The organism is Carboxylicivirga longa, from assembly GCF_050589825.1.
Classification (GTDB): Bacteria; Bacteroidota; Bacteroidia; order Bacteroidales; family Marinilabiliaceae; genus Carboxylicivirga; species Carboxylicivirga longa.
This window is the reverse complement of the sequence record NZ_JBNGOZ010000022.1, coordinates 40588-65016: the sequence shown is the minus strand read 5'-3', so window position 1 is coordinate 65016 and position 24429 is coordinate 40588. Positions and strand designations below refer to the sequence as shown.

Genomic DNA, 24429 nt, shown 5'->3' with positions numbered 1-24429 from the left:
TCTGGTAGTTCAGTTGGTTAGAATGCCGGCCTGTCACGCCGGAGGTCGCGGGTTCGAGTCCCGTCCAGACCGCTTGTTTAGTTTCAGAGATATATTGAAGTTTAAAACTGGTCTGGTAGTTCAGTTGGTTAGAATGCCGGCCTGTCACGCCGGAGGTCGCGGGTTCGAGTCCCGTCCAGACCGCTTGTTTTACGCTTCATCATTAGGTCTGGTAGTTCAGTTGGTTAGAATGCCGGCCTGTCACGCCGGAGGTCGCGGGTTCGAGTCCCGTCCAGACCGCAAAAAAAGGAATGCCATTACGGTGTTCCTTTTTTTCGTTTTATGAATGTATTCCATAAGCCTTTGTACTTTTAACAAGATATTATCAAGCTCGCCTATTGGGAGTGCTTGTAGTGTATAAAAAAAGCGGCTGTTTTATCTAAGGATAGAGCAGCCGCTTTTTCAATTTCAGGTTCTATAATTATCAGATGGACTCATACTCATCATTGAGTGATTTGTGCTCATCAATACTGATTTCAATGCCCTTTACTTGTTTGGGCTGATTGCTGGTTTCAACCGGATGAGAATAACCAGTTGCCCTGCTCTTTGTTTGGCCCTCAGTGCTGTTTTTTATCCTGAAGAAGGAGATGGTTTCTTTCATTTGTGTTGCCTGCGAGGAGAGCTCTTCAGCTGTAGAGGCTAATTCTTCTGAAGAGGCGGCGTTTTCCTGTGTTACTTTTGCTAATTCTTGCACACCGGTATTGATTTGTGTTACGCCCGCACTTTGTTCTTTGCTGGAGAGGTTGATTTCTTGCACCAGGTTGGCTGTGTTTTGTATTTCCGGAACCAGGGTTTCTAACATGTTCCCCGATTTTTCGGCATTGCTAACGCTTTTTGCCGCTAGTTCCGTGATCTCCTGAGCAGCCTTTTGAGTTTGTTCAGCCAGTTTTCTTACTTCGACAGCTACTACAGCAAAGCCCTTACCATTTTCGCCTGCACGGGCAGCTTCTACCGCGGCATTGATCGCCAGTAGATCCGTTTTGTGAGAGATATCATTGATGATAAATATTTTCTCGGCGATCTGTTTAATCGAGTGATTAGATTCTTCAACGGCTGATTTGCCCGCCTGCATTTCATGCGCCGTTTTATTGGCAATTTGTTCGGTGCGGCGTGCATTGTCTGCATTCTGAGCAATGCTACTGGTCATTTCTTCTATTGAAGAAGATATTTCCTCGCTGGAGGCAGCTTGCTCAGTTGACCCGGCCGATAGCTGCTCTGATGAAATACTCAGCTGGTTACTCACTGTTGCGAAATTATCTGAGGCGATCGTAATTTCTTCAATGATCACTCTAATGCGCTTTACCATTTCTGTTAAGGCTTCATCCAACTCTCCTTCGAATTCCTCTTCTTTCATGTTGTCGAGCACCAACAGATTGCCCAATGATACTTCTTTGGCCACATTAACACTTTTGCGCAGCTTGATAATCATCAGTTGAACATCTTTAAGGAGTTGCCCAAGCTCATCGTTGGAGTGGATTTCAATATTTTGAGAGAAATCGCCGTGAGCTACTGCATTGACTGCTTTTTTAGCGGCAAATAAGCCCTTTTGTATGCCTGAAAGGATAAAAAGGAGTAGAACTATTGTAATGACTATAAAGGCGGCAATTACGGCGATAATACTGCGTATGGTGGCGTTGATTGACGCTTCGCTTGCTTTTTTTATAGTGGTGACAATAATATTGATTTCGGGTTCTGTTTTGTGGATGGTTGAGCGCAGTTTGCCTTTGACCCCTTCGCTCTCGGTTAAGCCAATGCGCTCATCAATACTAACAATGTCGTTGAAGGCATTTTGGTAATCCTTGAGGCGCATTGTTAAAATATCCTTCTTGCTGGTAGAGAGCTGATGTGTTTTTTCGATTAGCCCGATAAAGTTTTCAGCGCTTACATTCAGTAGTTTTTGGTATTTAACATCTCTCCTCAGTAAATAGTCTTTTTCGTGTCTTCTCAGCAGTAATTGTTGCTCAGCAATAAAAGGGGCATCATCATAGTTATCTTCCAAAGATTTAACTGCTGATCGCATCTCCCCGATGAGTCCATGATCCTTAAAGCCACGTTCAGTGAGCAGTCTTATCAGATTGTCAAATAGTTTTTCATATTCTTCAAAATCGGTGCTTAGAATATGCAGGTTTTCAATGAGGCCATAATCCTGTATGTAGCTGCTGCTCGCTAAATCCTCAATAATTTTTTGATTGTAATTTTGCACCTCGTGAAAAGAGTCAAGGTACTTGCTTTGTTCTGTTTCAAAATAATCATCACTGCTTAGTTCTCTCAACATAAAGTCTTTTTCAGCTTTTCTCAGAACGAGCATATTTTCTTCCAGCTGCTTTCCTTTTTCATAAAGTTCATGCAAGGTCTCTATCTTGTTAAAAGATAAGTATGTCATTGTGCCAATAATCAATAGCACCAATGTAATGGCAGCAATAAGCCCTATTAGCTTTTGCTTAATAGTAATGTTCTTCATTTTACAAGTTGTTTATAGGCGGGGAGCCTGATTGTTTTCCTATGTATCTTGCCCTTTGAACGTGTTAATTATTTTACGGGTTTCATCAATTTGGCTACTGTTAAGCATGTATTTGTTTGTGTTTGTATATGGTATTTGGTAATATTCTGTTGGCGTGTGATGTAGTTGTTTGTGTAGAGATTATTTATTTTTTGTGTATAACAAAATAATAATCTGAAAACACAAGTGGTATATTCATTGTAGGTAACAGGTATTTTGATCATGACAAATAAATTTTAGTGGATGTCTATCAGCTTAAAATTCTGAGCCATCGAAAACAAATGGTGGAGCAATCGGTTATTTACAGTAGGATAAAAAACGATTAATGCATGTGCTAACTAAAATCTAAATACCCTATGAGTGTATTAGTTAATGAAAATTCAAAAGTTATAGTTCAAGGATTTACTGGCAGCGAAGGAACCTTTCATGCTACACAGATGATCGAATACGGAACAACCGTTGTTGGAGGAGTAACTCCGGGTAAGGGAGGTACGATGCATTTGGGCTTGCCGGTCTTTAATACTGTAAGTCAGGCCGTGGAGCAAACAGGGGCCGATGTGTCATTAATATTTGTACCACCGGCTTTTGCGGCCGATGCTATTATGGAGGCGGCTGATGCCGGTCTTAAAGTTGTGATTGCGATCACGGAAGGCATTCCTACGGCCGACATGGTGAAGGTGAAGCACTACCTGAAGGATAAGTCCACCGTACTTGTGGGACCCAATTGCCCGGGAGTAATCACGGCCGGGGAGTGCAAGGTAGGTATTATGCCGGGGTTTGTATTTAAGAAAGGACGCATCGGTCTGGTTTCTAAATCAGGCACACTTACTTATGAGGCGGCTGACCAGATTGTAAAAGCCGGATTGGGTATTTCCACGGCCATTGGCATTGGAGGAGATCCTGTGATTGGCACCACTACCAAAGAAGCTGTGGAATTGTTTATGAACGACCCGGAAACGGAGGCCATTATTATGATTGGGGAAATAGGGGGTACCATGGAGGCAGATGCTGCGCGATGGATTAAAGAGTATGGAACTAAGCCGGTAGTGGGGTTTATCGCCGGGCAAACCGCTCCTAAAGGTCGACGCATGGGGCATGCAGGCGCCATTATTGGAGGCAAGGACGATACGGCGGCGGCTAAGATGGCTATTATGTCTGAGTGTGGTATTCACGTGGTGGCCTCACCGGCCGATTTGGGTGTTGCGGTGTTAAAGGCCTTGGATGCCGTTAAGGTGTAACATTATGTAGCCGTTTCGGAAGGGAAAAACTGTTCACTATCAAGTAACTTTAAGATAGTCTTTTTATTATACTGAAAGATGGTGATCAAAAATAAAGTCTCACGCTAAGAGCGCTAGGAATTTAGCAAAGGACGCAAAGTGAAGAATGTTACCTTTCAAAACTTTGCGTCTTTTATTATTTGCGCCCTTTGCGAGCACTCGTGATACTTTTGGATAAGCACTTTTTTGTATACTAATTTTCCTTAATGGTAAAATAGGCTACCTGCCGTTGCAGCTCATTGGCAAAGGTATTGAGTTCCTCGGCACTATGGGCCAGCGTGTCAGCCAGCGAGGCATTTTGCTGAGTGCCGCTGTTAAGTTGCTGAAGGGCACCTGCTATCTGCTGTATTCCACTATTTTGCTCCATGCTGGCGGCCGTTATCTCGTCAATCAGGCTCGATGTTTTCTCAATCTCGGGCACCAGCTCATTCATATCGTTGCCGGCTCGTTCTGAGATCATCAGTGCCCGTCGTGATAATTTCTCAATATCTTTAGCCGCTGTTTGGCTGCGTTCGGCCAGTTTTTTCACCTCTGATGCTACCACTGAAAAGCCGCGTCCTGCTTCACCGGCACGGGCTGCTTCAACGGCAGCATTGAGCGATAGTATATTGGTTTGAGCCGCAATATCCTGTATAATGGATATGCGCTCTGCCACCGCGCCCATCGCCTCGCGCATGCGCTGTGTTGAAGTATTACTGTTTTTTACACTGTTCAGTGCTGCGTGTGACAGTGAGGCTGTTTGGTGCGCATTTTCGGCATTTTGTTCAATGTTAGCCGACATCTCCTCAATGGCCGATGATACCTCTTCTGAAGAGGCTGCCATAGTTGTTGTGGCATGGGACAAGGTACTCGATTCGTTTTCCAGATGTATGGAGGCTGCCTGTATCTGACGTGCATTTTCGCGTATGGTGGTTACCACAGCGGCCAGCTTCTCCTGCATATCAAGCAGTGAGTTATTGAGTATGTTTAGCTCATCGCTTTCTCTTTGGTAATGAAGGTTCGTGTTGAGCTTACCCGATGATATATGTGCTGTTATGTTGGAGGCTTGAACAATGGGGTGGGTGATCTTACCCATTACCAGATAAACCAAAAAGGCAATGATGATGATGGCCAGGATACCAATAACCGCTAAAACACTCACAATCCAGTTGGCTTGGGCTGATAAAATGCTTTTAGGCGTTTTAATGAGAATATACCAGGGCGTTTTACTATTACCACTGTAGATGGGAGCGAGGGTGAAAAGCATGTTCTCGCCATTAATATCCTGTTCAATTATTTGTGACTGTTCGGTGTTAGGCTTTAGCAGCCTTTTTAGGTCGATGGTGCCGTAATATTCACCGAGGTCTTTGCCGAGCTTTTGTCTATCGCTGTTTCCAACCACAATGCCTTGGGCTGAGAGAAGGTAGGCATCCGATGAGTCAAAGGGTTTTACATTGGCTACGTAGGCCGGAAATGCATCCAGCGCCATATCGATACCCACCACGCCAATGGATTGGCCCTGATCAACCATGGGTACTATAATAGATGTCTCCAACACTTTTTGTTGGTTTGACTCGCCAAAATAGTACCAGTAGGGTTCCACGAGTGTTTCTTCTTGTTTTTTAATTATATCGTAGTAGGGAGAGGGCTGTATGCCATCCACATCGCGCACTATTTCTTTGTATTTTAAAATCCCTTCTTCTCTCGACCAGCTGGCGGTTAAGCGGCCGGGCTGTGCACCCCAGTCGGGGTCGATGGCCGAATACTGAAAACAGTTCCAGATGGCCAGGTAACTGCTGTCTTTGACGATCACCTGCTGCATCGATTGATTAAATAAGGGTGCCATGGTTTCCCATTTATTGTGGTAGGTAGCTTCAAAGCTACGGGCAAGCGCCCGGGCAATGCCCATCTGTGTTGATAGTTCTTTATTAATTTCCTGGGCGGCCTTTTGTGTCTCCTCCTGTAGGAGTTGTTTGTTGGCACTCAGAAATGAATCTTTAATATACAGCATAGCGATAATCAGGAAAATGCTGAAAACGGCTCCAATGGTGATGATAGTAAAGCCAGCCAGTTTCTTTCGTAGGTTTAGTGTCATGGGTGTGTGTTTTGTACTAAAATAATAATGAATGCGTCATTCCTAACTAATCTTTGATAAAGGCTTGCGTTTTATTGGTGGACGAATTTTGTTAGTGTAAGTTTAATTATTGTTTAGATCGATTATGAATTGAACGGAATGTAATTATTTTATGCCTTTATTGATGTAATTTAAGGTAGCTTAGTATGAAGTTGTTTAAAGTTGTCTAAGAAGAATAATGCAAAAAGCAATGAAATTTAGTGCTTTCGTATGGGAACTTTTGGTTTCAAAGCGCACAAGAATTGCCTTGAAAGCATCGACCCAAGCATTGGTTCTTTCTATGACAAAACGTTCTTTATAAAGCACTTCATCCAAGAATGAAACGTCATTCTTGCCATTACGTTTATTGTTATCAATATTGTCAAAGATATCGTGTTTGAAAAGACAATTTCTAAATGATACTGTATCAAAACCAGCATCAGCATTCAGGAAAAGTCCTTCAACACTTATAGTTGACTATTGTAATGATGTCACCATGCCATCAAAGTTTTTAGTGAGTTCAAAAGCATCATTATGGTTTCCAGCGACTGGGTCCCTACAGGCAATTGGAATACCCCTACTGTCGGAGAGAATAAGCATATTACTTGTCTTGCACTTTTTTCTTCCCTGATAAGCAACTGCTTCACCGCCACGTTTGGCTGGTGTGTGTGTTCCATCTAGCTGAACCGATGACATATCTAGTGATGATTTATATTTTTCGAGCAGTACTTGCCATAGCTTATCCCAGCTGCCATCTTTACACCATTTGCGGTAATGGGCATAAATGCTAATCCAGCTGTACTTTACTCTAAAGAATTGCTTTATCGGTATTTCACGCCACTGGCAGCCTGTTTTAAGGCGAAATTTAATCGCTTTGACAACTTGGTGGAGCTTAACTTTAGTATTGTCCCATGAGTTGCCAAAAGCTAAATATGGGCTTATGTTTTTTTATAATTTGAGTACTTAACACCTGATGAATATTTATTAAATATACTATTTAATCACCAGATTACTAATTAGTTAAATGATTTAATTTGTTCTATTTTAGGACTTTAAACAACTTCAATGAATCCTATTACATGAAAAGAATATTATCTATTTTATTGCTTGTTTTGTGCATGTACGCGGTTGTTGATGCAAGTAACCATAAGGTATGTAGTAAAGATGACATAAAAATAACTTTTGAAATTGATATTCTGGGTCAGATAATATTAACTGATGTAAGGCTTAATGGGTCACAAAAAAAATTTCGATTTATCCTTGATACTGGCAGCACTAATTGCTTTATAAAAAAAAGAGTGTTGGCTGATTTAGGCTTAAAGGCAACAGAAGTTTCATCGGTATCAGATGGGTTTGCAAATTGGGAAGTATATTTTACTACTGTTGACTTTACCATAAATTCAGTATCCTTTGATAATGTTAAGGTTAATATTGAAGAAAGCGCATCATTTATCGATTGTAATATTGATGGAATTATTGGTGCTAATTTGATGAAAACCTGTATATGGAGCTTTGTTAATGGGGAGATTAAACTGCGAAAGAAATTAAAATCTAAAGAAATTATCGGTTATTACAAGCAGCCAATGAAATTTATACAAGGGGTTCCATATATTCTAGGAAATTTCGACAATTATTCAGCTGATATGTTGTTTGATTTAGGATTTAACGGAGATCTATCTATCGGAGTTAGTTCTTTAAGCAGTTTTAAAAGTGATCAGAAAGTAATAGGAAAAGGTAATAATGGTTTTGTTAGTTCCGGTGTTTTAAGTAGGGATTCAATCATTAAAATTAAGACTCATTGTTTTCATTTAGGAAAGGTTAAAAAACAATTCTTTGGAGGAGGTTTGAAGAAGCAGAATACGGAGCAAATGCTAGTGAATCCTGTTATTGCTGTTGAACACGCAGATGCCCCATATAGTCGTTCACTAGGCGCGGGAATGCTTGAATATTATAATTTTATTATTGATTTCCCCAAGAAAAACTTTTATTCCAAATTAATCAATAAAGAATACATCGATCAAGGTAGTTTTGGAATAGTAATTATGCCTGATTTGGAGCAAAAGTTTGTTGTTGCAGCTGTTTGGGATATTGCCAAAGATATTGGAATCCAACGGGGGAGTATTGTTGAGAAAATTAATGAATTATATTTAGTAGGACAAGATATGGATTGGTGTGAGCTAAATCAGAGAGTTTATGAAGAACTGAATAAAAATAATGAAATAAGAATCACTATTAACAATGGGAGGAGACGGGAAACGTTTAACCTGGTGCGAAGATCTCTTTTTATAAAATAAAAAATGAATTTCATATTTTAACCATTGAATAGTTGGTTTGAAGACAATTATTGTAATTGGTAGTACATACTTCATACTAAATAGCAATATGCCAAAGTATAAAAACTACTTCTTCTCCTTATCACTTGTTTTGTTGAGTAGTCAGCTATGGGCTCAGCAATCCATAGAGCGAGTGTATCAAATCAGTAACTGGATTGAAAGTAATCAAACAGCATTATACAATATATGGCAGCATCCTTTGGGCGAGTATGTTGTGTACGTCAATCGACAAACGCGAGCAACTTATAGTACCTGGCAGGTCGATTCGTCTTACGACTACGTGTTTGGAAGCCTGTATCAAGGTGTGCTGCACGATAGTATTATTATTGCAAATACTAACATTATACTGAATGGCGTACCCGCCGCTTTGGTAGCATTGCCTGTGCCGGATGATTTTGAAAGAGCTTTGCTGCTGGTGTTGCATGAGTCGTTCCATAGCATTCAGGATTCCATTTTTCAAACCAAGGGATGCAACAATAATCATTTGGACGAACCGGAAGCTTGTGCGTTATTAAAAACAGAATGCCATTATCTGGCAAATGCCCTGGCAAGCACAAATGATCAGCGTGATTCGTTATTAAGTCGGGCTCTGGCTTGTCGCTTACAACGAATGAACCTATATAGTGATTATGCCGATGATGAAGCTGCTTTTGAATTAACAGAAGGACTAGCTGAATATACTGCAGTTAAGGCTGTTTATACTTCTAAATCAAACAGTATGGCCTATATACGTGAAAAGAGTGATGCATTGCTTGAAGCAAAATCGATACATCGTCGATTTGGATACGTAACCGGTTTGATTTATGCGTTGTTACTCGATAGCTATGTTCATGGGTGGAAGCTCTGTTTAAATTCAGACAGCAACATGGCTATCATGCTTAAAGAGGCTATTTGTGCTGATAACCGATTAACGATAGATGTCTGCAGTGATTCGGTTTTTACTCATTATTATAACCAGGAACTATTAAGGCAGCAACAAATACAACATTTTAACGATTCGGTTAAAACTGTTTTTGCAAATACGCCGTCGTACATTGTACCGCTGTCGTCAAACAGGCAGTTTGGCTTTAGTCCCAATCACATGTTTAATATTCCCGATTTCGGTATATTCTTTCCTTTTATGGAGTTGACTGACCAATGGGGCAAAATAGTTGTTAAGCCAGGAGGAGGTGTTTTACTGATTGAGGGCAATAAAAAAGCTAAAGTTCTGATGAGAGATGATTATGTTGAGATGAAGATTGATAGTGATTGGCAATGGCAAAAGATATTAGCTGGTATGGAGTTAGTTAAGGCGCACTAAATGAAAATAAATGAAGCTGTAACTTTATTAATGGATGTTTTGAAGTGTTCAAACAGGTTCGAACGTTGGCAAGCTACTGCCCTTTAAGCAGAATATGCAGGGCGTTGCCGAAATTATTACCGAAGATCTGACCCTGGCCCAACGAATGATTTATCCACTAAGAGCGATTTTGGAAGAGCATGTGAAATAGTTTTTATTCACTCCGGAAAAATCGGAGTGACTTTTCCTATACTCGTCTTGCTAATCAATTCATTTAATCATAATAACCTAATTCCAAGCAAGATAACAGACTTGAATTTAACTTTACCGAAGAAGAACAAGCCCAAGTGAATGAGGCTATTATGGTGCTAGAGCAAGTGTTAATCCCGATACTGTTGGCCTTTCATTTTTTCCGTTGTTGATGCATTTACCTGCCTTTTTTGCTCAATCGCTGATAAAATTCAGACCTGCGTTTAGCTTTTGGTTAGAATTTTCTCCGAAAATCTGTCACCTATCTGTGAAATTCGAAGATGATTGTAAAACAAATGTGGGCCACTTCTGGCAAAATGAGAGCGCATTCCGGCTAAGAGCCAGAAAAATCTCTTTCAAAGCCAGGCCGTTTTATAAAAAAAGGAGACGACTTTCTGCAAATCATACAAAAGGGAGTAAGCAACGTATACGAGCGAGTGTTTGACCCAGAAGAGTTAGCCATCAAACACGAATGGTGAACTCCTCTTCCTTAGCGGCTTTGTAGGTTCGGCTGTTATCGAGGTATTGTTTTAGCTTATCAAGGTTCGACGTCTGAATACTTTCAATATCGAAGGTTTTGTTTTTTAATTGCGCCAGGTCTTTCATGCCTGCCTCTGTAAATAGTTGCATCAACCTGGGGTATTTCTCCTCATCCAGGTTCACAAAAGTGCTCAGGCGGTCAATTTTCCAATAGCTGATGACGCTTTTGCCCAGTCCGCTTAGCTTCTTAAGCTTATCGCCTTCGGGGGTGCAGCTGTGAGTATCAAAGAAGGATACTTAATAATTACTTAGATACAAGTATTGTTGATGATTAGCAGTGGTAGTTTACTTCAATATCTGATAATTAACCATTTTTAAATAAATGAATGTTCATTCATTAAAACAATCTACTATATTTGCATAATAAATGAACGTTCATTCATTAGTGGAAGTTTAAATAAAACGACATGCAGGTTAGAGGTAAAGTAAAAGATAAAAGAGCTGCCATACTTGACGCAGCCCTCACGCTGGTAACGCAGTATGGGTTGCATGGCATCAGCATGAAGATGATTGCGGAAAAAGCAAACATTGCTGCCGGAACAATTTACGTGCATTTCAAAAATAAGGAGGAGATGCTGGCTTCGGTATATGAAATGATTACCGGAGAGATAAATCAGTTAGTGCAGGCCCGCTATACGGAGCAAGAATCGTTTAAAGACAATTTTATCAGAATATGGCGGGAGGTTTTGGTGGCTTATATTGACGATAAGCGAGTGCCCGACTTCATCAACCAGTATGCCTTTGTGGTCGATAACCAAAGGTCGGACGCTGAGCGCCTGTTGGGTCCGGTTTATACTTTATTAGAGCAGGCCCAAAAGGAAGGCATTGTCAAGGCCATTCCCATTGCGGGCTTAATTGCCCTGATTCATGGTCCCTTAACAGCGTTGGTGCGTATGTCGCGCAATACCACACTTTTGTCGGGAGAATTCGATGTGCAGGTGTATGCCGAAGCCTGTTGGGATGCCATACGGTTGAATAAATAAAATGGTAATTATTAAATAAATATCGCAGATTAATCAGTTGTTTAACAAGCTGATGGTGGAACATTAGCAGTTGGTTAATAGCGGATAATATAAACGAGTTACGGTAATGAAGAAACAGCTATTCATTTTGATACTAGTATGTGGGGTGTTTACAACACAGGCTCAGGAGCATGGCAAAGATGTAGGGTATAAGTTGCCCGATATGATTGAGGCCGCCCTGGAGCATAATAAAGCACTAAAAAATCAGCAGCTCGAACTTAAAAGAATGGGCCTTACGCAAAAGCAAATATACCATACTTATATTCCAACACTCGAGCTGGGAGGCCGCTATGCCTATTCAAAAGGGCAATTGAATATCGATACTGAGCCAATTCCCTTTACAACGCCCGAGCTTACTTTGCCCATTCAAATCCCTGGGATGCCCCCGCTAACCATGCCTCCAATGGAGCTGGCTGTGCCGGCTATCAACCAGGAGGTGGATTACAGTGGTAACCTGTGGATGGGTGGCCTTACTGCTAAGTGGACGCTTTTTACCGGTCTTAAAGTGCCTTATTTGGGTAAGGCTGTGAAACACAAAATGAAGGCCGCCGAATATTTACTGGAACAAAGCGAGGCAGACTTGATAGAAGACGTTTCTGCTTATTTCGATAGAGTGGCGCTAATAATGCAGGCCGAAAGAGTGCTTTCTGAGAGTGAGCGCCGGCTGGACAGGGAAGCTCAGGTCGCCCAAAAAGCACTGTCTGAAGGCCTAATTACTCAGCATGATTACCAGAAGATAGAAATCGCTCGGCTGGATTTATCTTCCCGCCAAATAGAGCTTCGTGGCAAGAAACAGTTGCTGCACCTTAAGCTCCATCAGTTAACGGGCTTGCCGCTGGATAGCCTGATAAGCCTGAAGGTGGAGTTAAGCCCTTTGACAGGTGCAGTAGGTTCCGGCAGCTATTTGGAGCGTCCGGAGATTAAAGCACTGGATGAGGCGGTGCTGGCCTCGGAGTATAAGCTCAAAAGTGAGTCGAGTGGTTATTTACCCAAAGTACAAGCTTTTGCAGCTCATCAATATGCTGGTTTTACCAATGGTGAGTTGGGGCCACTGGCTTTTAATGAGATGAGTGCCTATCCGCTAAACATGGTGGGCGTGGGTTTCAAATGGGAGCTGTTTGATGGTTTACATACCCGCCACGAACGAAAAAAGGCAAAAATTAGCATTCAGCAAACAGAAAACAAGCGCGCTGAGGCCGCTGAAATGCTGATGTTGAATTATAACAATGCCCTTAATAATTATCAGGTGGCAACAGCCCAGGAAGTGCTGAGGGCCAAACAGCAGGAGGTGTCTAGGCGCAGTATGGACATATCCTATAGAGAGTATCAGAACGGATTGATAAAAGTTAGTGAGTTTTTGGAGGCACAGGCCGATTACGAAAAGTCAGTGCTCGACTATTATCAAACGGTTTACACTCAGCGGCAGAGTGCCATACAGCTGTTAAATGCCAGTGGACAGTTAAACCTGTCTACACTAAGAGCCATGGGTAAATAATCAATTACTGATATTGGAATTGAAATACAGAATACAAGAAAAAAAACGGGTAATAATTAGCGCATAATCACCTTACTTGAGGGTGAGTTTCTAAACAGGAAACAGGAAAAACTTTTAGATATGAAAGCACTTTTAAAATGGCAAATAGGATTGGTCGCTTTAATGGCAATAGCCTGTCAGAATAAGACAATAGACGGGCCACAAGGAAAAGTTAAACGCGATGCACTGATGGTGGTATCCAAATATCCGGGGCGCATCCTTAGCATCTATGCTCAGGAGGGACAAAGGGTCAATAAGGGCGATACTTTAATGCTTTTGGATATGCCTGAGGTGGAAGCTAAGCTCAATCAGGCCGAAGGTGCCGTGAGTGCTGCTAAAGCCCAGTATGAAATGGCCTTAAAGGGTGCTACTAACGAACAGTTGGAGCAGGTAATGGCTAAACTGGATGCCGTGAGTGAACAGTATCGCTTTGCTGAGAAGTCTTATAAGCGAATTAACAACATGTTTAAAGATAGCATGGTATCTGTGCAGCAGCACGATGAGGTTTATATGAAATATCAGGCGGCCAAAGCACAATATAATGGCGTTAAAGCCAAATACGAAGAAGTGAAAAAAGGCGTGCGTAATGAAAAGGTGCAGATGGCTTTGGGCGATTATGAACGGGCCAAAGGTGCCCGCCAAGAGGGCTTGGTGGCTTTCGCCGAACGCTACATTGTGGCGCCGCAGGCCATGACCATCGAAACCATTGCCTTGCACGAAGGCGAGCTGGTATTACCCGGCTATGGCATTGCCACAGGTTACCAACTGGATAAGGCCTTTTTCCGCTTCACCATTGCCGAGGGGCAAATCCATAACTACAAGGTGGGGGAAACTGTTGACATTCTTTCACCTTTCGATGGTAAAAGCTATCGGGCCACAATAGTAGCGATTAAGCAACTGACCCGTTATGCCGATGTTACCTCTGCGTTTCCCGAGTATCAATTGGGAGAGTCAATTTATGAATTAAAGGCCGTGCCTGAAAAGGGAACGGATGTTAGTGAGCTATTGACTAATATTTCTGTAATTATTAAGTGATAATAAATTTTACACAGATGCGTAATTTCATTGAGTTGTTAAAAAGGGAGTTCAGGCTGTTTGCCAGTAATTCGGTGGTGATGGCTATTTTTATCGGAGCTCCTTTGCTATATGGGTTATTGCTTGGCGCGGTTTACAGTAAGGGAAAGGTCGATAATCTGCCGGTATTAGTGATCGATATGGATGATTCACCCATGAGTCACCGGGCCATTGATATGCTGGATGAAAGCGAGGTGTTAGCCGTTACGGTCCGGTTCGATAACCAGGATATTAACCAGGCTATTATCGATGAGGGCTACGAGGCCGTAGTTACAATTCCTTATCGTTTTGAAGCCGATATCATCCAGAAACGCCATCCGGAGATACAGGTGGAGGTTAATACCGCTAATATTCTTCCGGCCAATTACGCGGCCAAAGCCATTCAGGTGGCCCTTGGAACTTTCAATGCCGGCATCGAAATACAGAGCCTAACCAAAACAGGCATGCCACTCGCTACCGCTAAAGCCAGTTACGAAGCTTTTAGCGTTAATTATGCCCGCTTTTTTAACAAGGCAGCCAATTACATGACTTTTCTGTGGCCCGGCGTATTGGGGGTAATTATACAGCAGGTGTTTATGTTGGCCATGGCGCTTAGTTTTGCTCGCGAACAGGAGGAGAATACCTTTGCCACTGAGTTTTACCCGCGGGTGAAAAATCCCTGGTATGCCATGCTGATAAAATCATTGCCATTTTGGTTGATGGGAATGGGTGTTATTGCCGCTTTGTGGGCCATGTTTCCCTTGTTTAAAGTACCCTTGCAGGTGCACCCCTGTGGCATGATAGCACTATTATCAGCCCTTATTTTATCGGTCACCATGATGGGAATTTCAGTAAGTCTGGCCATACCAAGTCAGTTAAAGGCTACAGAAATACTCATGGTGATTGCAACCCCCAGTTTTATTTTAAGCGGTTTTACCTGGCCCTTGTCGCAAATGCCCGGTTGGGTGGTTACATTGGCAGAAACAATTCCGCTAACGCACTTTTTAGAAGGCTTAAGAAAGCTCATGTTTTACGGAGCCAATCTGGTTGATATATTACCGCAGCTTAAGGGTTTACTGTACATTACGCTCTTCTTTACGGTGCTTAATATTTTATTGTTTAAAACTTTGCCACGATTAAAAAAGGTGAAGCCTTAGTGGTACGTTCATTAAATTGCATCACTTATCGGATGACTGAATACATAAGCAATAATTTAGTCATCAGATAAGTCACATGTTATTTATTAATCCTTCTACTAGTTGTGTTGGCTGGCAATAAGGTGTGCTAATAGCTAGCTCATCTTTTCATTGCCTTTGCCGCTGCTGTTTCAGCAGGGAAACAGGTATTTCAGCAAAAATAATAGCGAAAAGCTAAGAAATATTCTATTTTTGTCCGATTAATTTTACGCTTGCAAACAAGGGTTTGCATTTGATAATAGCGTAACAGACAATTAATATTTAATGGATGGGTCATTGAAAAACCTCCATTGGAACTAAATAGAATAAGGATATGAAGTTACTAGAAGGAAAAACAGCCATTGTTACCGGTGCCGCTCGTGGTATTGGCAAGGCTATTGCATTGCGTTTTGCTCAAGAGGGTTGTAATGTGGCTTTTACAGACCTGGTAATTAATGAAGCAGCCGAAGAAACGCAGAAGGAGCTTGAAGCGTTGGGTGTGAAGGCCAAAGGATATGCCTCTGATGCCAGTAATTTTGAGGATACTCAAAAGGTGGTTGCCGAAATAGCAAAGGATTTTGACTCAATCGACATCCTGGTAAATAATGCTGGTATTACTAAAGATACCCTACTGATGCGCATGAGCGAAGAGCAGTGGGATGCAGTTATTAATGTTAACCTGAAGTCGGTATTTAACTTCACCAAAGCCGTGCAGCCAACCATGTTGCGTCAGCGCTCAGGCTCTATCGTTAATATGAGCTCGGTGGTAGGTGTGAGTGGTAATGCAGGTCAGGCTAACTATGCAGCCTCTAAAGCCGGTATGATTGGTTTTACCAAGTCGGTGGCCAAGGAGTTGGGTTCGCGCGGTATTCGTAGTAACGCCATTGCTCCCGGTTTCATTATTACTGAAATGACCGGTCAGTTACCTGAGGACGTGAAGAAAGAGTGGGAAGCTAAGATTCCATTGAAGCGTGGTGGTACACCCGACGATGTGGCCAATATCTGTGTATTCCTGGGCTCAGATCTTTCAGCCTATGTAAGCGGTCAGACCATTCATGTATGTGGTGGAATGAATATGTAAGCAAGAATATTATTTTATGGAAGAAAGGGTGGTTTTTTAACCACCCTTTCTTATTTTTATGCAAGGATAAAACGGCATTGTTTTTGTAAATAAATGTTAAAACTCACTTATGTACAAGTTTTTAACCATTACCCTATTGATATTTGTTTTTATGTCATGCAAAACCTATGATGTTATGCATTTCGAGGTGCTGCGACCCGCTGCTTATTCGGTGCCACCGCAAATAAAAACGTTGGTAATTGTGGATAATGCCTACCCTTTTAATCCTGATGATGCACATATTGCCCATGTTGTGGGCGAAGAGGTGAGACTCGATACCGTAAGGGTGGATAGCTTTGCTGCCGTCATCGCCGGTAATTTGCAGCAGGAATTGCTGCGCCGGCGTTTCTTCGATACGGTCTACATTGATACAGTATCTTATAATACAGCGGATCAGGGGCAGAGTCTGCGAGCCTTAACACCAGCTCAAATAATCGATATCGGTACCCGGCATCAGGCAGATGCTGTCTTGTCCTTGGCGGCCGCCTCCTACGGTACTGATATTAAGGTGGAAGACATGAGTGTTGAGTATTATGCCATGATGGACGTGGCGGGTACGGTTTATTGGCGCCTGTGGGACGCCTACTCGGCCACTGTGTTGCATCAGGAGCTACAGCGCGACACTTTGTACTGGGACGGTATTGGGGCTAGTATTGATGCTTCCGTGATGTACTTTCCATCACTCAAGGAGGCCACTATTGAGCTGGGCAGTTTTTTGGGCGCCACCTATGCAGACAAGTTAACGCCCTACTGGGAGCCTGTTGAGCGTAAGGTGTATACCAATGGAAACCCCCATTTTGTGTCGGCCATCGAATGGCTGAATAAGGATAATCGCTATGAGGCCGAGAAGATGTGGGGCTATGTGTATGCTCACGGTAATTCGCGGGAGAAAGGAAAGGCAGCTTATAATATTGCTGTATCCATGGAACTGAGGGGTGATCTGGAGCAGGCTGTTCAATGGGCCTATAAAAGTTACGAGGCCTTTCGTACCAAAGGAGTGGTGGGAAGCCGTCAGGAGGTTGAGGATGCCAAAAAGTTGTATCAGGGTTTGGTCATTCGTTATCGTGATGAAAAAAAGCTGAATGAGCAGGTGGGAGGTACTCCATGAAGCTAATAAACTACCTTTTTTTAAGTTTTTTATTGGCTTGTTCCCCTGCTTCGCAGCATAAAAGTAGTGATGGAGGCATGTCCGTAGCGCCTACAAGTATTACTCAGCAAGGGGCTATATCGCTTTATGCTGTTGATATCAATACGGGCGATATAGTGCTCAGTCATCATCCGCGTCAGCGCATGACTCCGGCTTCCTTAACTAAGATTATGACCACCGGAGCTGCATTGCACATATTGGGTGATGATTATCGTTATCAAACACGTTTTTATCTGCGTAGAGATGTCGCAGGATACAGTTTGTATGTGTTAGGCGGCGGCGACCCTACACTGGGTTCATCACGTTTTGAAGGCAGTAAGTCGAAGGTTCTCTTTCGGGAGTTGCTGAGTGCGCTGCAAAAGGCCGGGGTCAAAAGTCTCAATAAGTTGGTTATTGACAATACCTGCTACACAGGAATGCAACAACCGTCGAAGCGATTGTGGGAAGATATGGGCAATTATTATGGGGCTGCTCCCGATGGCCTAACTTATCGTGAGAATACTTTTCATCTTGAGTTACAGTCGCCGCCTCAAAGCGGTGCCCCCGTGCGCATTGTTAGCGTTAATCCTGCTGTTGGTGTAGGCTTTGATTGCATGGTGCTGAGTGCCGACAATAAGAAAGACAGCGCATATATTTATGGTCATCCACTGATGGATACCTGGCAGGTAAGTGGTACGATACCCCGTAATCGTACTTCTTTTACCATAAAAGGTGCCATGCCGCATCCCGGCCAAGTGCTGGCACGCGAGCTTAAAGCCTACTTAAGCAACAGTGGTATAACGGTAGGCACCATCGAAAAGGGAAAGGGCATGCATGCCGATCACCATCAATGGCTCTATACGCACTACTCGCCACCTTTGTCGAGCCTGATAGCTGTTGTGAATAAAAAGAGTCATAATTTATTTGCCGATCATCTGCTATTTTCCCTTGCGCAAACACAGGGAGCTGCCCACTGGGATAAGGGCGTGGCTGCCCTTGAGCAATTCTGGCGCGATAGGATACCTGATTTTTCCGGCACTTTTTATGATGGCAGCGGTTTGTCACCTTTTAATGCATTGGCGGCCGTGGATATGGTGGCTGTGCTGCAGTGGTTGTATCAGTATGATATCAAGGGTGTTTATAAGGAGTCGCTGGCCGTGGCTGGCGTTGATGGTACCCTCCGGAGCATATTAAAAGATGAGGCCTATCAAGCCAGGGTAATCGGTAAGAGTGGTTCTATGAATGGTGTGTTGGCTTACTGCGGTTATCTGACTACTAATCGCGGAAAAACACTCGCTTTTTGTATAATGGCCAACCATTTTACCGAATCATACAGTGAAATTAGGTCAAATATGGAAGCACTGATGAAGCAAATTATTGTTCAGAATTAAAATCTGAATATTTTTGTGTAAAATTTTGACTGAATGATTCAGGTACTCGTTGTGATTCTCTACACCGCGCTACCAGCGTTGGTGCTTTTTTTGTGTGAAAAATTCCAGTTTCTAAATAAAATAGGCTCTGTTATTCTGGCTTATATGTTCGGTTTGCTTCTGGGCTTATCGGGTTTGATAGATGAGCGTTTCGAAATGGTTCAGGAGGTGTTGATGTCTGTTACTGTGCCGTTGGCCATTCCGTTGTTGCTATTCTCATCAAATGTTCGTGCCTGGAAAAAGCTGGCTGCTCAGCCGTTTTACTCATTGTTATTTGCCCTTGTAGCTGTATTTGCATCGGTAGGTGTGGGTTATGCAATGTTTCATGGCAATGAAATTGATGATTTTCATAAGGTAGGTGGCCTGCTGGTTGGGATTTATAGTGGGGGAACACCTAACTTGGCTTCCCTCAAAATGATTCTGGATGTGAACGAGGAAATTTACCTGGCTGTTCATTCATACGATATGGCCATTGGAGCTGTTTACCTGTTTTTTTTAATGAGTGTAGGTCAGCGTCTCTTTAGCCTGTTTCTTCCACTGAGCATGGAGAGTAAGTGTGGCACAGAAGTGGGTAATTGTGAGGAGCGTTTATGGGACTACCTGAAGCACAAACACCATTGTTTGAAATTGCTGAGAATGTTGCTAATTACCCTGCTAATGGTGGTTTTTGCCGGTGGGGTTATGCTTTTGATGCCCGCAAGTTTAAAGATGGTGGTATTTATCTTCCTCATTACAGCAATGGGTATTGGCGGCTCCTCTATCAAGAAAATTAATTCAACACCTGGCACATTTAGCCTGGGGATGTATCTGATATTAATTTTTAGCATCGTGGTGGCCTCCAAAGTACGATTGGGCAATCTTAGCGATATTAATCCGGTGATATTTGCTTACATAACCTTTGTGGTGTTTGTGAGTCTGGTATTGCATGTGCTCTTAGCCCGAACACGGAAAATTGATGCCGATACGGTAATTATTACCTCAGCAGCACTTATTTGCAGTCCTCCTTTTGTTCCTGTGGTAGCAGGTTCGTTGCGTAACCATTCGGTGCTGGTGCCGGGTCTTACAATCGGCCTTATCGGGTATGCATTGGGTAATTACCTGGGTTTTTTGATGGCTTTTGTGCTAAGTTATTTCTGATTTAAAACAAATAGTTGAGGGTAATGTAAAGTCCTGAAGTGCCATCTTGTTTGCTGGTGGCCATACCATAGTCGGCCGAGACTACAAAGTTCTCATTAAGTGCCCCTTTGATGCCCAGACCATAGCTAAAATGTGCTTTATCCCGGACGTTGTTGAAGTAGCGGCTGTATTCGCTTTCAGGTACCCTTGATTTATCGATTTTATATTCTTGCGTGATTAAGCCCATGTCAACAAAATAGTTCGTGCCCAGGTAAAAGTCCTGGCGAAAGAGTTTACTTTTCCATATTTTCCAGCGTAACTCAACATTGGTGAGCAAACCGCCATCTCCGACTATTCTGTTGCGATTGATGCCACGTAATGTTTTGGCACCGCCCATTCCCTGCGAAGTTGCCGAGGTTAATGTACTGGTCGTCATGTGGGGGAGCAGGTAAAAGGGAATAGTTCCATGGAGTTTGTGTTGATAGCCAATGCGGTAGGCTGCAATAAGATTGCTGTTCTGGGTGAGGCTAAAGTATTGACGGTGAAAAAAACTGATGCGGCTATAGCTCCCTTTTTGGGTGGATAAAAATGATGGCATGTGGGAGATAAACAGTTCTGTCCATGTGCCACTGGATGGGTTCGCAATAATATCTCGTGTATCGTATGAGATACCTGCTTTCAGGTAGGCATGTTGTCCGCCATTAGCTTCTTCGGGGCTTATGATTCCCCATTGCAGATACTTATCGTATAAGCCATCAATTTGTGGCAATTGATCTTGTTTATCTTTTTTGCGGTTCAGGCGATCCACATCTACCGAACCAATATCAAAATTGAAGTATACCAGTCCGGCCATCCAGTTCCATTCATCCTGGCTGTCAATAATCTTCCCTTTTAGGTTAGTCATTATTCTAAACATACCCCGGTGGTGGCGGTAAAAAACTCTTGATTTGTAATTTTCAGCGCCATCATCTTCCCAATCGCTGTTGTAGATGGCGTCCCGACCATTAAATCCATAAAAATCCAGCGCTAAATCTCTGAACCAGGTTATGTCAGCGGTTGTCCTGATACCACGAAGTAGTTTAGGAGAGTCATAATAGATGCGGGCCAGAGTGGAGCCTGCTGTGTATTTTGAGAATTCCAGATAGAGGGAGTGCTCATAATCCGGATAGTTGGAGCCATCGCCATACCAGTAAAAATTTGTAAGGCCGCCATATTGAAAGCCCAAGTCGGCATCAAAGGAGATGGCAGGCAGTAATCCAAAAGTAAAGCCCTTTTTAATGTAGGTGGAGTCATTAGGTGTCGCGCTTGCACAGATTACTGTTATGGTTAGCAGGCAAGTCAGATATATCGATTTGATCATAGTCTTGGTTTTAGGAGGCTCAAAGTTAATACCATTCGGTGGAAATATGCCCTTATCATCTGAAATATAGAAAAGGCCAGACAAAATTATATGCCTGGCCCGTGATTTTAATATACTTGTATGTTATTTACTCACTTTTGTCTTCCAGCGACTTGAAGCCTTCGCCAATAATCTCTGATGTTTCCATAATAGCCATAAAAGCCTCAGGGTCTATGGTTTTGATCATGGCCTGTAAGGCCGACACCTCACGACGTGTTACTACTGTGAATATTATCCTTTTAGCATCGCCGCTATACATCCCTTCGCCATTTAGGTAGGTGCCACCCCGCTCCAGGGTGTTCAATATTTTGTCTTTAATCAGGGCGTGTTTGTCGGACACAATCAATAGCGCCCGCTCATAATTCAAGCCATCAATGGTAATGTCAATTACCTTGCCGGTGATAAAAATGACGATCCATGAGTATAGTGGTATTTTCCAGTCTTTAAATACAATAAGACCGATGAGTACAATAACGGAGTCGACAATAATTAGTAGCTGTCCAACAGATATTCGGCTGTATTTGGCCAGTATCATGGCCACTATGTCCGATCCGCCCGAGGTGGCTTTAGCTTTGAAGATAAGTCCTAAACCGAGACCGATTACTATGCCGCCAAACACACACGATAGTAAAAGGTCATCAGTTAGCCCCAATGGATCGTTTGCACCAATAAAGTAAGTGAGGCCATCCATAAAAATGGTGGTAAGTACCATTCCTAATATGGTTTTAATGCCGAAGCGTGCGCCCAGTATCTTAATGCCCAGCAGGGTTAAAGGTATATTCAGCACTAGTCCGAAAGTACCCACCGGAATGGCAGGTACCAGGTGATGTACTACAATGCCAATACCATAGACGCCGCCTGGTACGATGTTATAAGGGTTGATGAAAAAGACAAATCCGGCAGCCAAAATAAAAGCACCGCTTACAATAAGAGTATAGTCTAGTATGGTTCTTTTGGTACTCTCGCCATACAGTTGGGCAGTAATTTTTAATTTTTCCATTTTTTTGAGTTAATTGAGTGTGATGGTTAGTGTGTTAATTTTTTGCGGGCGCAAAATTAAATACTTTAATCACATTTTAAAGAAAATAAACAGAAATCAGTAAGATTGTTATAAAATAAACAAACGCTTAGAATGTACGAGGGGCAAGCTGAAGGTGCCGGCGTGCAGAGTAGTGTTCAACTAAAATGATAATTATGAAGGATCTAAAGATTGCACTTCTTCAATATGACATCCTTTGGGAGGATACCTTCGGCAACTTAAGCCGCCTCGATGAATATATTTCACAAATGGAGGAGGATACCGATGTACTTATTTTGCCAGAGATGTTTCATTGTGGATTCAGCATGTCACCCGCAAAAAATGCTCAAAAGGAGGGGGGTGAGGTATTGCAATGGATGCGGAATGTGGCAGTGACCTATGGTGTAACCGTTCTGGGGAGTGTAGTGGTGGAAACAGGTGGTGATTTCGTTAATCGCTTATATGTTGTGGATGAACACTCGCTGCATTACTACGACAAGCGGCATCTGTTTACTATGGGCGATGAGCATCTTCATTACGCGGCCGGTAGTCTGCGGCTTGTTGTTACCATTAAGGGCTGGCGTTTTTGCCTGCTTATTTGCTACGATCTGCGTTTCCCGGTGTGGAGTCGTAACCTGGGAGAAGCTTATGATGTGCTTGTTTATGTGGCTAACTGGCCTGCATCACGTAAAAAAGTATGGAATACCTTACTGCCAGCGCGCGCATTGGAAAATCAGAGTTACGTTGTGGGACTAAATCGCATAGGTAATGACGGGCAACTGTCGTATGCTGGTCAAAGTCGTGTTATTAATGCGCGGGGAGAAGTGATCTGTGATATGGCAGATAACAATGGTTTTGCTTATGTTGTACTCAATCATTCCGCATTAAGGGATTTCCGTAAGGCTTTTCCAGTGCTTAATGATGCTGATAATTACAAAATTACCGATTAATTTTTCAGAGGTGATATTTTTTTTGGTGGGCTTGAATCATTGTCAGAATTCTATTAACTTTAATTATCAACTTTCAATAGTAACAAATTGTAATATTATGAAGACTTTCAATGTATTTGTGCCCGATGATAAGATGCATTTCTTTGGTGAATTACTCGATGGCCTCAATATAAAGTGGGAGGCTAAGGCAATGGAAAGTAGAAAAATAAAGAGCACTGAATTACCTGAACCGCCTCCTAAGGCGTACGAGGTAAATGAGGAGGTAAGGAAAAAGGCAGCAAAAGTGAGAGAAGATAGCTTGAAAGACGTCATCAGCCGCCTTGATAAGATGCGAAGAGGCAGGTCGTAAGCACACGTTAGTGTTGGTGTTTGGTATGGTTATTGTTATTTAGATAATCGGCGTCATCTTCTGGATTCGCCATTTTCTTCAATAGCTAACCGTCTAAAACTTGAATTATGAATGTTACCATCAAATTTTTCAGCACTTTATTCTTTTTGTGTTTTGTTGTTGTGGGGCTTGAGGCACAGGAAACTATCTTAGATAAAGAGGTTTATGATGTAGTGGATAAGCTGCCACGCCTTAAAAAAGCAGGTAAGGATATTGGGCAGCATTTTCGGAAGCAGATTGATTTTGATAGCGCCTATAAGTTACAAGGTATAGAGGGTGACGTGTGGCTTAGCTTTGTGGTGACCTCCAAAGGAGTTGTGGAACAGGCCGAAGTGGAAAAAGGTATTGATGAAAAGTTGGACGCCGAGGTGCTGGCAATGCTAAAGGATTCGGGACCGTGGAAGCCCGGTACGGTGAATCGGCAAGCCGTTAATACCCGCATGCGTATCCCTGTTCGTTTTGCCCTGACCAACGATGAACGTCAGATGGCGACGCAGATCCGCTCCCTGAATGCAATGGGAAAGCAACCCTTGTTTGTACTGGATAATAAAATTGTGGATGGATTAATGGAGATAGCGGACTATAATGTGGCATCCATACGAATTATCAAAGGGGAAAAAGCCATTCGTCTTTATGGAACACAGGCTGCCGATGGTGTGGTAGTGATCACTTCTAAGCGAGGTACGCCTCCTATTTATTAGTGAGTTATCTCATGAGTAATAAGATAGCCTGATTGTATTTGTAATATGGTCGTCGTTTTTGGATGATCATGAAGTTCAGCCTCAACAA

The 24429-nt window shown here is 42.6% G+C and carries 20 protein-coding genes and 3 tRNA genes; 17 read left to right on the top strand and 6 right to left on the bottom strand.

Annotated elements, in window-relative coordinates; translation table 11 throughout:
• The 3 genes from ACRD7A_RS16055 to ACRD7A_RS16045 all read left to right on the top strand — a co-directional run bounded on the left by ACRD7A_RS16055 (position 1) and on the right by ACRD7A_RS16045 (position 279).
• Positions 1-72, top strand: a tRNA-Asp gene (locus tag ACRD7A_RS16055).
• Between the two features lie 37 nt (positions 73-109).
• Positions 110-183: transfer RNA gene (locus ACRD7A_RS16050), tRNA-Asp, on the top strand.
• A gap of 22 nt (positions 184-205) precedes the next feature.
• A tRNA-Asp gene (locus ACRD7A_RS16045) sits at positions 206-279 on the top strand.
• Between the two features lie 184 nt (positions 280-463).
• Here ACRD7A_RS16045 and ACRD7A_RS16040 read toward each other — a convergent pair.
• On the bottom strand, positions 464-2500 hold the full coding sequence (locus ACRD7A_RS16040) for a methyl-accepting chemotaxis protein (RefSeq protein ID WP_430812184.1): 2037 nt from the start codon (positions 2498-2500) through the stop codon (positions 464-466).
• 395 nt (positions 2501-2895) lie between these two features.
• Here ACRD7A_RS16040 and sucD point away from each other — a divergent pair, with 395 nt between their 5' ends.
• Positions 2896-3777 carry a succinate--CoA ligase subunit alpha gene (gene sucD / locus ACRD7A_RS16035; RefSeq protein ID WP_430812185.1) on the top strand — a complete coding sequence of 294 codons (882 nt, stop codon included), beginning with the start codon at positions 2896-2898 and terminating at the stop codon, positions 3775-3777.
• Between the two features lie 232 nt (positions 3778-4009).
• Here sucD and ACRD7A_RS16030 read toward each other — a convergent pair whose 3' ends face one another.
• Together ACRD7A_RS16030 and ACRD7A_RS16025 are read right to left on the bottom strand one after the other, a co-directional pair.
• The gene (locus tag ACRD7A_RS16030; RefSeq protein WP_430812186.1) at positions 4010-5890 is read right to left on the bottom strand and encodes a methyl-accepting chemotaxis protein; all 1881 of its coding nucleotides are present in this window, start codon (positions 5888-5890) and stop codon (positions 4010-4012) included.
• Between the two features lie 495 nt (positions 5891-6385).
• Complete coding sequence (locus ACRD7A_RS16025) at positions 6386-6850, bottom strand: transposase (RefSeq protein WP_430812233.1); 465 nt, start codon at positions 6848-6850, stop codon at positions 6386-6388.
• Positions 6851-6987: 137 nt separating this feature from the next.
• On the opposite strand from ACRD7A_RS16025, the gene ACRD7A_RS16020 reads away from it, so the two are divergent.
• Both ACRD7A_RS16020 and ACRD7A_RS16015 read left to right on the top strand, forming a co-directional pair.
• Positions 6988-8202, top strand: coding sequence for a retropepsin-like aspartic protease (locus ACRD7A_RS16020; protein ID WP_430812187.1), 1215 nt, complete (start codon positions 6988-6990; stop codon positions 8200-8202).
• Between the two features lie 88 nt (positions 8203-8290).
• A complete protein-coding gene (locus ACRD7A_RS16015; protein ID WP_430812188.1) occupies positions 8291-9541 on the top strand; it encodes a hypothetical protein in 1251 nt (416 codons plus the stop codon).
• Between the two features lie 690 nt (positions 9542-10231).
• Here the strand turns inward: ACRD7A_RS16015 and ACRD7A_RS16010 are convergent.
• Positions 10232-10399 carry a hypothetical protein gene (locus ACRD7A_RS16010; protein WP_430812189.1) on the bottom strand — a complete coding sequence of 56 codons (168 nt, stop codon included), beginning with the start codon at positions 10397-10399 and terminating at the stop codon, positions 10232-10234.
• Positions 10400-10716: 317 nt separating this feature from the next.
• On the opposite strand from ACRD7A_RS16010, the gene ACRD7A_RS16005 reads away from it, so the two are divergent.
• From ACRD7A_RS16005 to ACRD7A_RS15970, 8 genes are all read left to right on the top strand, one after another.
• A complete protein-coding gene (locus tag ACRD7A_RS16005) occupies positions 10717-11292 on the top strand; it encodes a TetR/AcrR family transcriptional regulator (RefSeq protein WP_430812190.1) in 576 nt (191 codons plus the stop codon).
• 106 nt (positions 11293-11398) lie between these two features.
• Positions 11399-12826 (top strand): TolC family protein, encoded by a 1428-nt coding sequence (locus tag ACRD7A_RS16000; RefSeq protein ID WP_430812191.1) that lies wholly within the window; start codon positions 11399-11401, stop codon positions 12824-12826.
• Positions 12827-12946: 120 nt separating this feature from the next.
• On the top strand, positions 12947-13900 hold the full coding sequence (locus tag ACRD7A_RS15995) for an HlyD family secretion protein (RefSeq protein ID WP_430812192.1): 954 nt from the start codon (positions 12947-12949) through the stop codon (positions 13898-13900).
• A gap of 17 nt (positions 13901-13917) precedes the next feature.
• The gene (locus ACRD7A_RS15990; protein WP_430812193.1) at positions 13918-15075 is read left to right on the top strand and encodes an ABC transporter permease; all 1158 of its coding nucleotides are present in this window, start codon (positions 13918-13920) and stop codon (positions 15073-15075) included.
• 352 nt (positions 15076-15427) lie between these two features.
• On the top strand, positions 15428-16174 hold the full coding sequence (gene fabG / locus ACRD7A_RS15985) for a 3-oxoacyl-[acyl-carrier-protein] reductase (RefSeq protein WP_430812194.1): 747 nt from the start codon (positions 15428-15430) through the stop codon (positions 16172-16174).
• Positions 16175-16283: 109 nt separating this feature from the next.
• Positions 16284-17321, top strand: a complete 1038-nt coding sequence (locus tag ACRD7A_RS15980; RefSeq protein ID WP_430812195.1) for a DUF6340 family protein — start codon at positions 16284-16286, stop codon at positions 17319-17321.
• Positions 17322-17398: 77 nt separating this feature from the next.
• Complete coding sequence (gene dacB, locus ACRD7A_RS15975) at positions 17399-18730, top strand: D-alanyl-D-alanine carboxypeptidase/D-alanyl-D-alanine endopeptidase (protein ID WP_430812196.1); 1332 nt, start codon at positions 17399-17401, stop codon at positions 18728-18730.
• Positions 18731-18763: 33 nt separating this feature from the next.
• On the top strand, positions 18764-19906 hold the full coding sequence (locus tag ACRD7A_RS15970; protein WP_430812197.1) for a DUF819 family protein: 1143 nt from the start codon (positions 18764-18766) through the stop codon (positions 19904-19906).
• Between the two features lies 1 nt (position 19907).
• Here ACRD7A_RS15970 and omp85 read toward each other — a convergent pair whose 3' ends face one another.
• Entirely contained in the window at positions 19908-21245 is a 1338-nt protein-coding gene (gene omp85 / locus ACRD7A_RS15965) for an Omp85 family outer membrane protein (protein ID WP_430812198.1), read from the bottom strand.
• 127 nt (positions 21246-21372) lie between these two features.
• Positions 21373-22284: a YitT family protein gene (locus ACRD7A_RS15960; protein WP_430812199.1), complete on the bottom strand. Its 912-nt coding sequence runs from the start codon at positions 22282-22284 to the stop codon at positions 21373-21375.
• Positions 22285-22478: 194 nt separating this feature from the next.
• Between ACRD7A_RS15960 and ACRD7A_RS15955 the strand changes: the two genes are divergently transcribed.
• From ACRD7A_RS15955 to ACRD7A_RS15945, 3 genes are all read left to right on the top strand, one after another.
• Positions 22479-23252 carry an amidohydrolase gene (locus ACRD7A_RS15955; RefSeq protein ID WP_430812200.1) on the top strand — a complete coding sequence of 258 codons (774 nt, stop codon included), beginning with the start codon at positions 22479-22481 and terminating at the stop codon, positions 23250-23252.
• Between the two features lie 97 nt (positions 23253-23349).
• On the top strand, positions 23350-23601 hold the full coding sequence (locus ACRD7A_RS15950) for a hypothetical protein (RefSeq protein ID WP_430812201.1): 252 nt from the start codon (positions 23350-23352) through the stop codon (positions 23599-23601).
• 107 nt (positions 23602-23708) lie between these two features.
• Positions 23709-24341 carry an energy transducer TonB gene (locus ACRD7A_RS15945; RefSeq protein WP_430812202.1) on the top strand — a complete coding sequence of 211 codons (633 nt, stop codon included), beginning with the start codon at positions 23709-23711 and terminating at the stop codon, positions 24339-24341.
• Positions 24342-24429 lie beyond the last annotated feature (88 nt).